The sequence below is a fragment of the Parazoarcus communis genome, assembly GCF_003111665.1.
GTDB classification, from domain to species: domain Bacteria; phylum Pseudomonadota; class Gammaproteobacteria; order Burkholderiales; family Rhodocyclaceae; genus Parazoarcus; species Parazoarcus communis_B.
On sequence record NZ_CP022188.1, the window covers coordinates 469,936 to 484,888 of the forward strand.

The window sequence follows — 14,953 nt, forward strand, 5'->3', positions numbered from 1 at the left end:
CGGACGCTGATGGCATCAGTCCTCGATGACCGGCGCCGGTTCGTCCACTCCGCCAAACCAGGTGGATTTGATCACGTCGTGAATCTCGCCGATCCCCACCTGCAGATCATCCACGAACCGGTGCAGGTCGTCCGGCGAGCCCGCCAGCCAGTCGGTATCCACCGAATCGAAGCGGGCCTGCAACGCCGTTACCACTGCACGAGCCTCATCGTTCCGCGGCAGGGTGTACATGTTTCGATGCAGATCCATGAGACAGCGCTTCACCGAACGCGGAAAAAGCGGGTCGTTGAGGATGAAGCGCACCACTTCCGGACCGCGCACCCGGTGACGAACATGCTGACGGTACATCTGATAGGCCGACAGCGACTTGAGCACACCCATCCACTGCAGATTCTCGAAGGGCGTGAGATCGCCAGGTGCGCGCGGTAGCAGATTGGCCGAGCGCACGTCCAGGGTACGGGTCGTCATGTCGGCACGCTCGAGATAACAGCCCATGCCGCAGAAGGTGCGCGCCGGCGTGTGACTCAAGGTACCGATGATCATCCCGGTAATGGTCTGGCACCCGCGGATCACGGTCTTGAGAAACCCGTCCATGCGACGCACTGAAATGCCCTGGCTGGCCTGTTCGCTGACGGCGTGATAAAGCTGATTGACCTCCTCCCACACCTCGCGCGGCATCACCTCGCGGGTGGTACGCAGGTTCTCGCGCGCGGCAGCAAGTGCCGAGACGATCGAGCCACTGTAGCGCCGGTCGGCACACAGAAAGGCCAGCACGCTGGCCTCGTCGCGCTTGCCATAGTGCTCGTTGAAGAGCTCGTCACTGCCCGTGATGTTGATCAGCGAGGACCAGCCCAAGGTTGCCGTGCCCGGAAAATCGAGCATCACGTGACGGCTGACCTGGATCAGTCGGGCAGTATCTTCGGCGCGCTCCATGTAGCGCCCCATCCAGTAAAGGTTTTCTGCGACTCGGGACAACATGTTCAGGCTCCCTCGGTATCGACAATCCAGGTGTCTTTGCTGCCACCACCCTGAGATGAATTCACCACCAGCGAACCCTTGACCAGTGCAACCCGTGTCAGGCCGCCAGTCGTCACATAGGTATCGGTACCGGCAGAGAGAATGAATGGACGCAAATCGACGTGCCTTGGATCGATACCATCTCCGCACAGTGTGGGCGCGGCAGACAGCATGAGTGTCGGCTGCGCCATGTAGTTGCGCGGATCGGCCTTGATGCGCTCTGCGAATTCGGCCCGCTGCTCCGCGGTTGAATGCGGCCCGATCAGCATGCCGTAACCGCCCGATTCGTTGGCGGGCTTGACCACCAGCTTGTCGAGATTGTCGAGCACATAGCGTCGATCCTCTTCGTACATGCACAGATAACTCGGCACATTGGGCACGATCGCTTCTTCGCCGAGGTAATACTTGATGATCTTGGGGACGAAGGCGTAGACCACCTTGTCGTCAGCGACACCCGCGCCCGGCGCATTGCACAGCGCCACCTTGCCAGCGCGCCAGGACCGCATCAGGCCACGCACGCCCAGTATCGAGTCAGGATTGAAGGCCTCGGGATCGATGAACAAATCATCAACCCGGCGGTAGATCACATCCACCCGCTTGAGGCCATCGATCGTGCGCATGTAGACACAATCGTCGGTGCCGACAATAAGGTCGGAACCTTCGACGAGATCTACCCCCATCTGCTGCGCAAGGTAGGCGTGCTCGAAATAGGCCGAGTTATAGATGCCCGGGGTCAGGATCGCGATCGAAGGCATCTCGCCCGGACGCGGCGACATCGCCGAGAGCATGTCGTGGAGTTGCGACGGGTAGTCGTCGACCGGCATGATTCTGCCTGTTTCGAACATCTCGGGCATCACCCGCTTCATCACGTTGCGGTTCTCGAGCATGTAGGACACGCCGGAGGGGATGCGCAGGTTGTCTTCAAGGACGTAGATGGTGCCATCCTTGTCGCGCACCAGATCCGAACCGCAGATGTGTGCCCAGATGCCGTGCGGCGGACTCACGCCCACGCATTGAGGGCGGAAATTCACCGACTGCTCGAGCAGTTCGGCGGGAAAGACGCCGTCCTTGATGATGCGCTGGTCGTGGTAGAGGTCGTCGATGAACAGGTTGAGCGCATGCACGCGCTGCTTGAGCCCCGCCTCGACGCGCGCCCACTCCTTCAGCGGAATGATTCGCGGCACGATGTCGAAGGGCCAGGCCCGATCGATCATGCTGCCGTCCGAATAGACGGTGAAGGTAATTCCCATCACCTGAATCGCCACCTCGGCTGCGGTCTTGAGCTCTGCCACTTCTTCGGCGGACAGACTCGCCAGGTAGCGGCACAGCTCATCGGCTGCTTCCCGGGGCACCCCGTCCTCGGTTACAAGCTCATCGTACAAACCCGAACAGGCGTAATCGCTCCAATCGATGCGTGCCATAGCTCCCTCTGCGGTACCGGCCCGCGAAGTGCGGGTAGATGCGCCATACAGTACCCGTGCCGCGCAGTATTTTCCAGCGCGGGCAGCACTTGCCCGCTCTTCGCCCGCTCCGGGAGACACCCGGGCCCCTTGCCACCCCACCGAAATACACATGAAACATTGGCATCCGATCGCCTTTGCCCGGCCAGCCATGTCAAATGCGTAATGCAAGACGCTCTTGCCTCTTCCTTCACCTAGCACGGCAAGCAAGTTTCGGAAGCCCGACGCACTACGACTTCCGGTTGGTGGACGGCCCCCCTGCCATGGCGCGAGGCAGCGCAGCAGACGTCGGGGACAGTTGTCTCGCAAGGGCTGGCAGCGCACACTTCGCCCACAGATGAGAATCAGCAGTATCTTCTGAACTGCGCGAAATTCGCCTCATTCATCCCTATTGTGAAGTGGTAATCTTCGCCGTTGCAAAGAGCCGGGCAAATCAGGCGATGTCGCTCCACCGGACTTCCCCCCTCTGATTTCCCGAGCTCGTTTCCAAGAAGGAAGATTCCGATGCGCCGCTTTTCCCTGACAATGACCCTGAGCATATGCCTCGCGCTTCCGCTACAGGCCATCGGCCAACAGGCAAGCCCCGGCCGCCTGGAGCGCGTCATCGCAAACAAGGAGGTCCGCGTCTGCATCTGGCCCGACTATTACGGCATCAGTTATCGCAATCCGAAGACGCAGGAACTCTCGGGGATCGATATCGATATGGCTCAGGCACTGGGCTCGGACCTCGGCGTCAGCGTCACGTTCGTCGACAGCGCCTTCTCCCGGTTGATCGAGGACATCCGTTCAGACCGGTGCGACGTCGCCATGTTCGCCGTTGGCATCACGCCACAGCGCAAGGAGAAACTGCGTTTTACCACCCCGCACCTGGCCAGCGACATCTACGCCATTGCCTCGAAAACCAACCGTCGCATCAAGCAGTGGGACGATATCGACCAGCCGGACTCAGTCGTTGCGGTAGCGCGAGGCACCCTGCATGAACCGGTGATGCGCAGCAAGCTCAAGGCTGCCAAACTTCTGGTACTCGATACCCCCTTTGCCCGCGAACAGGAAGTGCAATCGGGCCGCGCCGACGTATTCATGACCGACTACCCCTATATTCAGCGCTTTCTCTCAAATGCACAGTGGGCGCGACTGGTGTCGCCCCCGAGCACCTATCACGTCACGCCCTACGCCTATGCAATTCAGCCTGGAGATGACGAGTGGCATGCCCGCCTGGAGCGTTTTGTCAGCGATATCAAGCGTGACGGCCGCTTGATGGCTGCTGCCCGGCGCCACAAGCTCGACCCGATCGTTGCGCCGTGACACAGAGCGTGCGCCAACTGCGCCTGACCTTCCTGCTCACGCTCACCCTGTTTTCCGGCGCGCTGCTCGCAATCTCCGGCTACACCCTGTGGCGCCTGAACGCGGACGCAGTGCGTGCGGGCTTTGAGATCTCGGCCCTCCACAGCCGCAGCTTCGAGGACTACCTGACACAGAGCTTGCATGTTGCCGAACTGGCGGCAGCGACCGCCGTTTCCGATAGCGGCGGCCAGCCCGATCTGGAAGCGATCGAAGCGGCATTTCTCGCCATCCTGCGCCACTCGCCCTACCTGCGCTCGATGTCGCTGCTCGATGAGCATGGCCGGATCATTGCCAGCTCCAACCCTGCCAATATCGACAAGACGATCACGCTGGAGGGTTATCTCCCGCCGGTAAACGGCCCCCGGGAGATCCTGCGCATTGGCGCCCCCTGGGCTGGACGGGATTTTTCCGGCGGCCGCCCCTCCACGGCTGACGCCCCCCTGGACGCAGATGCCCTGAGCTTCATCCCGGTCACTCGCAGCCTGGCCTTTGGCGACAGCACACGCACGATCCTGATCGCGCTGAACCCCGACCACTTCGTCAACCAGATGTCGCAGACGCTCAAGCTCGACACCGCCCTGATCGAAGTGCTGCGATACGACGGGACGCTGCTGATGACCAACGACCCCGAAGCCCGAACGGGAGCGGTCAATGCCGACGACCTCAGCGCACTGATGCTGACTGAATCCGAACATGGCCGATTCCAGCACGAAAGCGGCCATTCGCCCAGCGCACTGAGCACCTTCCGCGCCTCGCCCCTGTATCCCTTCATCGTCGTCACCCACCTTTACCGCGATACGGCGCTGCAAGGCTGGCGCAGCGAAGCCAAGGCGGTGGTGTTCGTCGTGGGCGCCGCGCTGCTCGCCGTCATCCTGATCGCGAGTGCGTTCTACCGTCGCCGCATCCAGCTGATGGCCCAGCGGGCCGAGGCGGAGCGACTGCAGCGGATCAATGCCTCGGTTTTTGAGTCCAGCGCCGAGGCGATCGTCATTACCGACGTCAACGCCGACATCATCTCGGTAAACGCAGCCTTTACCCGCATCACCGGGTACGAGGCTGCCGAGGTCCTTGGCCGCAACCCCCGTCTGCTCGCGTCCGGCACGCATGACAGGGCCTTCTATACTCGCATGTGGACCACGCTGCTCAACAACGGATTCTGGCGCGGACAGCTGGTTAACCGCCGCAAGGACGGCACGCTCTACCACGTGCAGATGTCGATCACCGCCTCACGCGACCCCCAGGGAAAGCTGCAGCACTACATCGGCGACATTGTCGACATAACCGAGCGCAAGCAGGCCGAGGAACGCCTGCACCTCGCTGCGAGCGTGTTCACCCATGCGCACGAAGCCATCATGATCACCGCACCCGACGGCAGCATCATCGATGTCAACGCGGCATTCAGCCGCATGACCGGCTTCAGCCGCAAAGAGGCACTGGGTCAGAACCCTCGTATTCTGAAGTCCGGCCGTCAGTCCGACGAGTTCTACGCAACGATGTGGAAAACCCTGGTCGAGAACGGGCAGTGGTCGGGGGAGGTCTGGAACCGGCGCAAGAATGGCGAGGTATTCGCCGAAATGCAGACCATCAGCGCGGTGCACGACGAGCACGGCAATATTCAGCGTTACGTGGCACTGTTTTCCGACATTTCCCGGCTCAAGGAGCACGAGAGCCAGCTTGAGCACATTGCCCACTACGATGCGCTGACCAGCCTGCCCAACCGCGTACTGCTTGCTGATCGCCTGCACCAGGCCATGGCCCAGGCCCAGCGGCGGAAACAGCGCCTGGCCGTCGCCTATCTCGACCTCGACGGCTTCAAATCGGTCAACGACCACCACGGCCATTACGCGGGTGACCAGTTGCTGATGACCGTGTCAACACGCATGCGCCAGACGCTGCGCGAGGGCGACACGCTCGCCCGCCTGGGCGGTGACGAGTTCGTTGCGGTCCTGGTCGATCTCGATGCGGTCGCCGACAGTGTGACAATGCTCACCCGTCTGCTCGCTGCTGCCGCCCAGCCGGTTCATGTCGACGATCTGGTGCTGCAGGTTTCGGCCAGTGTCGGCGTCACCTTCTATCCGCAGACGGAGGAAGTGGATGCCGACCAGTTGCTGCGCCAGGCCGATCAGTCGATGTACCAGGCAAAGCTCTCGGGCAAGAACTGTTATCACGTCTTCGACGCCGATCATGACCGCAGCGTGCGCGGCCACTACGAGAGTCTCGAACGCATCCGCCAGGCAATGACCGAGCACGAACTGGTCATGTATTACCAACCCAAGGTCAATATGCGCACCGGTATGGTGGTCGGCGCCGAAGCGCTGATCCGCTGGCAGCACCCCGAGAAGGGACTCCTGCTCCCAGCCTCTTTCCTGCCGGTCATCGAGAACCATCCGCTGTCGATCGAGCTTGGCGAATGGGTGATCGACTCCACCCTGAGCCAGATGGAAGCATGGCATGCACACGGCCTCGAGCTGCACGCCAGCATCAACGTGGGTGCCCGCCAGTTGCGCGACCCCGGCTTCGTAGACCGCCTGCGCGAGATCCTGAGCGCACACCCGCAGATCCTGCCCTCCTGCGTTGAGCTGGAAGTCCTGGAAACGAGCGCGCTCGAAGATCTCGCCGGCGTCGCGGAGATCATCCAGGCCTGCCGCGATCTCGGCGTTAAATTCGCGCTCGATGACTTCGGCACCGGCTATTCATCCCTGACCTACCTCAAGCGCCTGCCGGTGGCCCAGCTCAAGATCGACCAGAGCTTCGTGCGCGACATCCTCGACGACCCTGACGATCTCGCCATTGTCGAAAGCGTGCTCGGTCTGGCCGCTGCCTTCCGCCGCCAGGTCATTGCGGAAGGCGTGGAAACCGTGGAACACGGGGAGTTGCTGCTGCAACTGGGCTGCGAGCTGGCGCAAGGCTACGGTATCGCGCGTCCGATGCCCGCCGAGGCGATACCCGGCTGGTGCGCATCCTGGCGCCCCGACCCGACGTGGCAAACTTGCCGGACCGTCAGGCGCAGCGCGCTGCCCCTGCTTTTTGCCAGTGTCGAACATCGGGCGTGGATCAGCGCCATGATTCAGTACTTCAAGGGCGAACGTGGGGCCCCGCCACCGCTTGATCGCCATGAATGCGCATTCGGCAAGTGGCTGGATGCTGGCGGCCTGAACCATCGCCGCGGCGACAAGGCGTGGGAGCAGATTCAGTCCCTGCACCGGGCGATCCATGAACTGGGCACGCAGTTGTGCACGCTGCATGATCAGGGTCGACAGATCGAGCTTGAACGAGGCATGTGCGATCTGCTCGAACTGCGCGACACGCTGATTCTGCAGCTGCGGTCATTGATCCAGCTTGCGGAGCGCCCCGCCAGGCGCAGGACAAAATACCTCCCCGAGGAATCGGTCGAGCAGCGCTCGCTTACTGCCGGCACGGGAAAGTAACCCCGTCTGCATGTGCAAGGCTGGAATGAAACACGGACCATGCTAAGGTTTGTACCTGCGAAGAAATTTTTCGCCTGAAGCACGGCAATGCTCACCCCCCAGCGCTGAAGAGGATCCATGGCGATTGACAAGAAGCTACTCGACGACCTTGAGCGACGCCAGACCGAGGCCATTGCCTCCGGCGGGCCGGAGCGCATCGCAAGGCGTCATGCCAAAGGCCAGCTGACCGCCCGCGAGCGGCTGCAGGGCCTCTATGCCAGGGACACCTTCCAGGAGTTCGGCCTTCATGCCCAGCATGAGACACGTGGCTTCGGCATGGAGAAAAAATCGCTCCCCACTGATGGTGTCATCACCGGCATCGGATTCGTCGACGGGCGCCCGGTCGCCGGGTTCAGCCAGGACTTCATGATTGCCGGCGGCTCACTCGGCGCCGTCCACGCGCGCAAGATCTGCGAGTTGATGGACCATGCCGCACGTGGCGGCATGCCACTTGTCGGCTTCAACGATTCGGGTGGCGCGCGTATTCAGGAAGGCGTGGAAAGCCTGTCGGGCTACGGTCAGGTGTTCAACCGCAACGTACTGATGTCCGGCGTCGTGCCCCAGATTGCGGTCATCTGCGGCCCATGCGCGGGTGGCGCGGTGTACTCCCCCGCGATGATGGATTTTCTGATCATGACGCGCCACTCGGCGAGCATGTTCATCTGCGGGCCCGAAGTCATTCGCGCGGTCACCGGCCAGCACACAACGATGGAAGAAATCGGCTCGGCCGAAGCCCATGCACGTGACTCGGGCAACATTCACTTCATCGCCGAAGATGATCGTCACGCCCTGGAGCTGGTGCGCAAGCTGCTGAGTTATCTGCCATCGAACAACATGATGGACCCGCCCCACAGCCTGAGCGAAGAGATCACGCTGCAGGACGACATTGGAATCGAAGACCTCCTCCCTGCAGATGCCAAGCTTGCCTACGACGTCAAGGACGTCATCGCCCGCCTGGCCGACGCGGACAGCTTTCTGGAGGTGCAGCAGGAATTTGCAGCCAACCTGGTCGTCGGGCTCGGACGCATCAATGGCGTCGTGGTCGGCTTTGTCGCCAACCAGCCTCTGGTCAAGGCCGGCACGCTGGACATCGACGCCTCGGACAAGGGGGCGCGCTTCATCCGCTTCTGCAACATCTTCAATATCCCGCTGGTCACGCTGGTCGATGTGCCCGGCTTTCTGCCCGGCGTGGCGCAGGAGAAGCAGGGCATCATCCGGCACGGCGCCAAGATGCTGTTCGCCTATGGCGCAAGCACCGTCCCCAAGATCACCGTCATCATGCGCAAGGCCTACGGCGGCGCCTTTCTGGCGATGTGCTCGCGCGACATGGGTGCCGACCTCGTGCTGGCGTGGCCGACGGCCGAGATTGCTGTCATGGGGGCGGAGGGTGCAGTCAACATCCTGTACCGCAAGGAGATCGACGAGGCTGAAGACCAGGCCGCACGTCGTCGCGAGCTGATCGACGAGTATCGCGCCGAATTCGCATCGCCCTACCAGTCTGCCGCGCGCATGTTCGTGCATGACGTGATCCAGCCACGGCGAACCCGCGCTGCGGTGTCGCTGGCCCTGCGCTCCTTGCTCTCCAAACGCGAGACGCGTCCTCCCAAGAAGCACGGCAACATCCCGCTGTGAGGGCCGGGGAGCACCAGCGATGAGCGTAACCGACACCCTGGCATTCATTCTGACCGGCTTCAGCGTCGTGCTCATCGCACTGTCGCTGCTGTGGCTGGTCAGCGCGCTGATCGGCCGCCTGTTCGCGGTCGCCGCGCCTCGTCCGTCCGCCGTTGCTGCTGTCGCCCCGCTTGCAGCCGGGCCGTCACCCGCTGCGCCCGGCATCCCGGCGGCGCACGTCGCAGCAATCACGGCCGCCGTCGCGGTCATGACCGGCGGACGCGGACGGGTGGTCTCGGTGAGGGCGCCAGCCCATCTGGCAGTCACCTGGGCCCGCGAGGGTCGCACCGAGCAGTTTTCATCGCACCGGGTGCGCTGGGACTGGGCCATCCCCGGCCCACCCCATGTCGACTATGACGCGCCCGCGCAGGACCCGGCGCCCGCACAGCCCCCCGTCGGCAGACATCAATGAGAGAAGCAATGAGAAATTTCAGGATCACCGTTGACGGCACCCCCTACGAAGTCAGCGTCGAAGAGCTGGATGTCGCCGCGCCCTCCAGCGCGAGCCCGTCACCATCCCCGGCACCCGCTCCGCGCCCCGCTCGCCCCGCAGTGGCTGCGGCCGCGCCACCCGCGCCGCCACCTGTTGCAGCAGCTGCGAGCGGCGCAGGCGACGTTCCCAGCCCGCTTGCCGGAACGGTGGTTTCGGTCGATGTCGCGCTCGGTCAGCACGTCACGCAGAACCAGCAGCTCGTTGTCCTTGAGGCGATGAAGATGAACACCTACATCACCGCGCCGCGTGACGGCAGGGTCACCGCGATCAACGTCGCCACCGGCACCGCCGTGGCCGAGGGGCAGTCCCTCCTGAGCATCGGCTGAAGCGTGCGCCACAGCCCCCCGACAGCCCGAGCACCTCACCCGAAGGCCACCCGATGGACATGCTGAACGACCTCATTGCGCTCACCGCCTTCGGCCATGTGACGCTGCAGATGATGATCATGTGGGTGGTCATCTGCGGCCTGCTCTACCTCGCGGTGTACAAGAACTTCGAGCCCTTGCTGCTGGTGCCGATCGCCTTCGGTGCGCTGCTGGCAAACCTGCCCACCGAGGGCATGGTCAACCCGCCGGTGGGCGACACCCCGGGCGGTCTGTTCCACTACATCTCGCTGGGCGTCCATCTGGAGCTGTTCCCGCCGATCATCTTTCTCGGCGTCGGCGCGCTGACGGATTTCGGCCCGGTCATCGCCAACCCGCGCACCTTCCTGCTCGGTGCCGCTGCCCAGTTCGGCGTCTTCGCCACCTTCATCGGCGCGGCACTGCTCGGGTTTTCGACGGACCAGGCAGCGGCCATCGGCATCATCGGCGGCGCCGACGGCCCGACCTCGATCTTTCTCGCCAACAAGCTCGCGCCCGAACTGCTGGCGCCGATCGCGGTGGCGGCCTATTCCTACATGGCGCTGGTACCGCTGATCCAACCCCCGATCATGCGCGCGCTGACCACCACCAAAGAGCGCGCCATCCGCATGCGCTCGCTGCGTCAGGTATCGAAGACCGAGAAGCTGATTTTCGCGCTGGTGGTCACCGTGCTGGTCATCCTGCTGGTGCCCGCCGCCTCAGCCCTGATCGGGATGCTGATGCTGGGCAATTTCCTGCGCGAGTGCGGCGTGACAGAGCGTCTGAGCAAGGCTGCACAGAACGAAATCATCAACATCGTCACCATCCTGCTCGGCACCTCGGTCGGCATCACCATGACCGGTGAGCGCTTCCTGCAGCTGGAAACGCTGAAGATCCTGAGCCTGGGCATCGTCGCCTTTTCCATCTCGACGGCATCGGGCGTGCTGATGGCCAAGCTGATGAACCTGGTGTCGAAAGAGAAGATCAATCCGCTGATCGGTTCGGCTGGCGTGTCTGCCGTCCCCATGGCGGCGAGGGTCAGTCAGGTGGAAGGTCAGCGCGCCGACCCCGGCAACTTTCTGTTGATGCATGCGATGGGGCCGAACGTGGCCGGCGTCATCGGCACTGCCGTCGTCGCCGGTTACTTCATCGCCAGACTCGGAAACTGAGCCAGGCCGCGCCGGCCTCAGCCCCGCTTGCCCTCATTGCCATGCGTTTCGGCAAAACGCCTCTCCAGCTCAAGGCGCAGCGCCTTGCGTGCCGCAGCGGCCTCGAAACGGCGCTTCTCCTCGGGGCTGAACGGCCGTAGCGGCGGCACCGGCACCGGCTTGCCCTCGTCGTCCACCGCAACCATGGTGAAGAAGCAGCTGTTGGCATGGCGCACTTCCTGGGTGCGGATGTTCTCCGCCACCACCTTGATGCCGACCTCGAGCGAAGACTTGCCGGTGTAGTTCACGCTGGCGAGAAAGGTCACCAGCTCGCCCACCATGATCGGCTGACGGAACATCACCTGATCGACAGAGAGCGTCACGCAGTAGCGTGCGGCGTAGCGACTGGCGCAGGCATAAGCCACCTGGTCGAGCTGTCGCAGGATGGCACCACCGTGCACCTTGCCGGAAAAGTTGGCCATCTCCGGGGTCATGAGGACGGTCATCGTGAGCTGGTGTGCAGGCAAATCCATTGTTCTTGCTTCCGACTGAGTGTTGGGGGGTGCCCTATATTCGCATGATCCGGCGCCCGGGCGCACGGCTGTGCGCCAGATGCGGACACATCCTGCCATCAGCGCACTTTCGGTTCGCTTTCAGCTCACGGGCACATCGAAAAAATGCCCCGCTCGCTGGCGGGGCATTCGTGATGCGATGCTGCGCTTTGGTCAGGCTTCGACCGAACTCCGGATCAGGTGATCGAAGGCGCTCAGCGCAGCCTTGGAACCCTCGCCCATGGCGATGATGATCTGCTTGTACGGCACCGTGGTGCAGTCACCGGCGGCAAAGATGCCCGGCACTGAGGTCTGGCCCTTGGCGTCGACGATCACTTCGCCGAAACGCGACAGCTCGATCGCGCCCTTCATGAAGTCCGTGTTCGGCAGCAAGCCGATCTGGACGAAGATGCCCTCGAGCTCGACCCGCTTCACCTCGTCGGTGCTGCGGTCCTTGTACATCAGGCCATTGACCTTGTCGGTACCGGTCACTTCGGTGGTCTGGGCACTCTTGATCACGGTGACGTTGGGCAGGCTGTAGAGCTTCTTCTGCAGCACAGCATCGGCGCGCAAGGTGTCGGCGAACTCGAGCAGGGTGACATGGGCCACGATGCCGGCAAGGTCGATCGCCGCTTCGACGCCCGAGTTGCCGCCGCCGATCACCGCCACACGCTTGCCCTTGAACAGCGGACCGTCGCAGTGCGGGCAGTAGGCCACGCCCTTGCCACGGAACGCCTGCTCGCCCGGCACGTTCATCTCGCGCCAGCGTGCGCCGGTCGCCAGAATCACGGTCTTGGCCTTGAGCGAGGCACCGTTCTCGAGCTGCACTTCAGTCATGTCGCCCGGCACCAGCCTGGCCGCACGCTGCAGGTTCATGATGTCGACGTCGTACTGCTTGACGTGCTCTTCGAGCGCCGCAACCAGCTTCGGCCCCTGGGTTTCCTGCACCGAGATGAAGTTCTCGATCCCCATGGTATCCATCACCTGGCCACCGAAACGCTCGGCCACGATGCCGGTGCGAATGCCTTTGCGTGCGGCGTAGATCGCGGCAGCTGCACCCGCCGGGCCGCCACCGACGATGAGCACGTCGAACGCGTCCTTGGCGGCAATTTTCGCTGCCTCACGCTTCTCGGCGCCGGTATCGATCTTGCCGATGATCTCGGCCAGTTCCATGCGCCCCTGACCGAATTCCTGACCGTTCAGGTAGACCGTGGGCACGGCCATGATCTGACGCTCTTCCACTTCGCTCTGGAACAGCGCGCCATCGATCATGGTGTGGCAGATGTTCGGGTTGAGGATGGAGAGCAGGTTGAGTGCCTGCACCACATCCGGGCAGTTGTGGCAGGACAGCGAGATGTAGGTCTCGAAGTTGTATTCGCCCTCGATATTCTTGATCTGTTCGATCACGTCCGCCTCGACCTTGGGCGGATAACCCGCGCTCTGCAACAAGGCAAGGATGAGGGACGTAAATTCATGCCCCATCGGCAGGCCGGCAAAGCGCACGCGCGCTTCTCCGCCCTTGGGACCGACTGAGAAGGAGGGCTTGCGTTCGGTATCGTCGCGACGTTCGATGACGCTGATGAGGTCCGACTGCTCGGCGACATCGCGGATCAATTCCTGCATCTCGCGCGACTTCTCGCCATCGTCCAGCGACGCCACGATCTCGATCGGCTGCGTGACCCGTTCCAGATAGGCTTTCAGTTGAGTCTTGATATTGGCGTCCAGCATGATGGCATCTCCCTAGAGATTAAGGACTTCCGATGTTTTCGGTGGTCCGGATACGACGCAGCCGGCGCGTGGCCGGCTGCACGAAAGGCTGCCGGGCCGGTGGGCCCGGGCAACTACAGCGACGACTTAGATCTTGCCGACGAGGTCGATGGACGGAGCCAGGGTCTTCTCGCCTTCCTTCCACTTGGCCGGGCACACTTCGTTCGGGTGCGAGGCAACGTACTGAGCAGCCTTCAGCTTGCGCACGGTTTCGGTCACGTCACGGGCGATCGCGTTGTCGTGCACTTCCATGGTCTTGATGACGCCGTCCGGATTGACGATGAAGGTGCCGCGCAGTGCCAGGCCTTCTTCGGCGATATGCACGTCAAAGGCGTTGGTCAGCTTGTGGGTCGGATCGCCCACCAGCGCGAACTTGGCCTTGCCCACGGCGGGGGAGGTCTCGTGCCACACCTTGTGCGAGAAGTGGGTATCGGTGGTAACGATGTACACTTCGGCGCCAGCCTTTTCGAACTCTGCATAGTGCTCGGCCGCGTCTTCGATCTCGGTCGGGCAGTTGAAGGTGAAGGCTGCCGGCATGAAAATCAGGACGGACCATTTGCCCTTGAGATCGGCATCGGTCACTTCGATGAACTTGCCGTTCTTGTAGGCTTGAGCTTTGAAAGGCTGAACTGCGGTGTTGATCAGGGACATTGCTGAGTCTCCGTGTGGGTTGATGTAACTGCGACGAACAAATGATAGTCGCTTGAACGAATTTGCTCTAATTGAGATTGAAGATGGCCTCGATTGGAATTTACTATCGAAAGCCACCAGGTGATTGCCAACCTGAATTCTACTGAATCTGAACCCGCCCCGCGCAAGCAACTCAAAGACGCGTTCCCCACCCCCTTAAAAACTGCCTCACGATCATGACAGCACTTCGCACCCTTATTGAATCCATTGGTTTTCAACGTTTCATCATCACGGTGATTGTCATCAATGCCATCACCCTCGGGCTGGAAACCTCGGAAGCGGTGATGGGCGCTGCAGGTGGGGTGCTCATTGCCCTCGACCGGCTCGCGCTGGCGATCTTCGTCGTCGAGATCGCACTCAAGCTCGTGGCCTACCGGCATCGCTTCTTCACAAGCGGCTGGAACCTGTTCGATTTCACCATCGTCGCCATCACGCTGGCGCCCACAGGCGAAGGCATGGCAGTGCTGCGCGCCCTGCGAATTCTGCGTGCCCTGCGCCTGGTGTCGGTCATTCCGTCGATGCGCAAGGTGGTCAATGCCTTGCTGCGTGCCCTGCCCGGCATGGGCTCCGTCCTTGCGCTGCTGCTGCTGGTGTTCTATGTCTCATCGGTGATGAGCACCAAGCTCTTCGGAGCGGACTTCCCGGAGTGGTTCGGCACCATCGGCGCGTCCTTTTACACGCTGTTCCAGGTAATGACGCTTGAATCGTGGTCGATGGGTATCGTGCGCCCGGTGATGGAGGTTCATCCGCTGGCCTGGGTCTTCTTCGTGCTCTTCATCCTGCTCACCACCTTCGCGGTGCTCAACCTCTTCATCGCCATCGTGGTCGACGCGATGACCGAGGTCGAGCATCAGGAGCAGGACGAAACACGCACCCTGGTCATGGTCGATCACGAAGTCCTGATGGCGGAGATACGTGCGCTGAGGACGGAAGTCAGGGCGCTCAAGAACGACGCCTGACACAAAGCAAAGCGGGCGCCAGTGGCGCCCGCTTTGCAATCAAAA

General features: G+C 62.4%; 12 protein-coding genes. 7 read left to right on the forward strand and 5 right to left on the reverse strand.

All coding sequences use genetic code 11. From position 1 onward, the window contains the following. Positions 1-15: 15 nt before the first annotated feature. Positions 16-978, reverse strand: coding sequence for an alpha-E domain-containing protein (locus CEW87_RS02185; RefSeq protein WP_108971263.1), 963 nt, complete (start codon positions 976-978; stop codon positions 16-18). A gap of 2 nt (positions 979-980) precedes the next feature. After that, entirely contained in the window at positions 981-2,438 is a 1,458-nt protein-coding gene (locus tag CEW87_RS02190; protein ID WP_108971264.1) for a circularly permuted type 2 ATP-grasp protein, read from the reverse strand. A gap of 543 nt (positions 2,439-2,981) precedes the next feature. Between CEW87_RS02190 and CEW87_RS02195 the strand changes: the two genes are divergently transcribed. The 6 genes from CEW87_RS02195 to CEW87_RS02220 all read left to right on the forward strand — a co-directional run bounded on the left by CEW87_RS02195 (position 2,982) and on the right by CEW87_RS02220 (position 10,962). Then, positions 2,982-3,782 (forward strand): substrate-binding periplasmic protein, encoded by an 801-nt coding sequence (locus tag CEW87_RS02195; protein WP_108971265.1) that lies wholly within the window; start codon positions 2,982-2,984, stop codon positions 3,780-3,782. Positions 3,783-3,790: 8 nt separating this feature from the next. Continuing rightward, positions 3,791-7,249 (forward strand): EAL domain-containing protein, encoded by a 3,459-nt coding sequence (locus tag CEW87_RS02200; protein WP_159098062.1) that lies wholly within the window; start codon positions 3,791-3,793, stop codon positions 7,247-7,249. 117 nt (positions 7,250-7,366) lie between these two features. Then, positions 7,367-8,920, forward strand: a complete 1,554-nt coding sequence (locus tag CEW87_RS02205) for an acyl-CoA carboxylase subunit beta (protein ID WP_108971267.1) — start codon at positions 7,367-7,369, stop codon at positions 8,918-8,920. Positions 8,921-8,939: 19 nt separating this feature from the next. Continuing rightward, a complete protein-coding gene (locus CEW87_RS02210) occupies positions 8,940-9,371 on the forward strand; it encodes an OadG family transporter subunit (protein WP_108971268.1) in 432 nt (143 codons plus the stop codon). Between the two features lie 8 nt (positions 9,372-9,379). Further along, a complete protein-coding gene (locus tag CEW87_RS02215) occupies positions 9,380-9,778 on the forward strand; it encodes an acetyl-CoA carboxylase biotin carboxyl carrier protein subunit (RefSeq protein WP_108971269.1) in 399 nt (132 codons plus the stop codon). Between the two features lie 53 nt (positions 9,779-9,831). Beyond that, positions 9,832-10,962, forward strand: coding sequence for a sodium ion-translocating decarboxylase subunit beta (locus tag CEW87_RS02220; RefSeq protein WP_108949395.1), 1,131 nt, complete (start codon positions 9,832-9,834; stop codon positions 10,960-10,962). Positions 10,963-10,979: 17 nt separating this feature from the next. On the opposite strand, the gene CEW87_RS02225 is transcribed toward CEW87_RS02220, so the two are convergent. The 3 genes from CEW87_RS02225 to ahpC form a co-directional block, all read right to left on the reverse strand. Beyond that, on the reverse strand, positions 10,980-11,474 hold the full coding sequence (locus tag CEW87_RS02225) for an acyl-CoA thioesterase (protein WP_108949396.1): 495 nt from the start codon (positions 11,472-11,474) through the stop codon (positions 10,980-10,982). A gap of 192 nt (positions 11,475-11,666) precedes the next feature. Beyond that, positions 11,667-13,220, reverse strand: coding sequence for an alkyl hydroperoxide reductase subunit F (gene ahpF / locus CEW87_RS02230; RefSeq protein ID WP_108971270.1), 1,554 nt, complete (start codon positions 13,218-13,220; stop codon positions 11,667-11,669). Positions 13,221-13,346: 126 nt separating this feature from the next. After that, positions 13,347-13,910: an alkyl hydroperoxide reductase subunit C gene (ahpC, locus tag CEW87_RS02235; RefSeq protein WP_108971271.1), complete on the reverse strand. Its 564-nt coding sequence runs from the start codon at positions 13,908-13,910 to the stop codon at positions 13,347-13,349. 215 nt (positions 13,911-14,125) lie between these two features. Here ahpC and CEW87_RS02240 point away from each other — a divergent pair, with 215 nt between their 5' ends. Continuing rightward, the gene (locus tag CEW87_RS02240; protein WP_108971272.1) at positions 14,126-14,908 is read left to right on the forward strand and encodes an ion transporter; all 783 of its coding nucleotides are present in this window, start codon (positions 14,126-14,128) and stop codon (positions 14,906-14,908) included. Positions 14,909-14,953 lie beyond the last annotated feature (45 nt).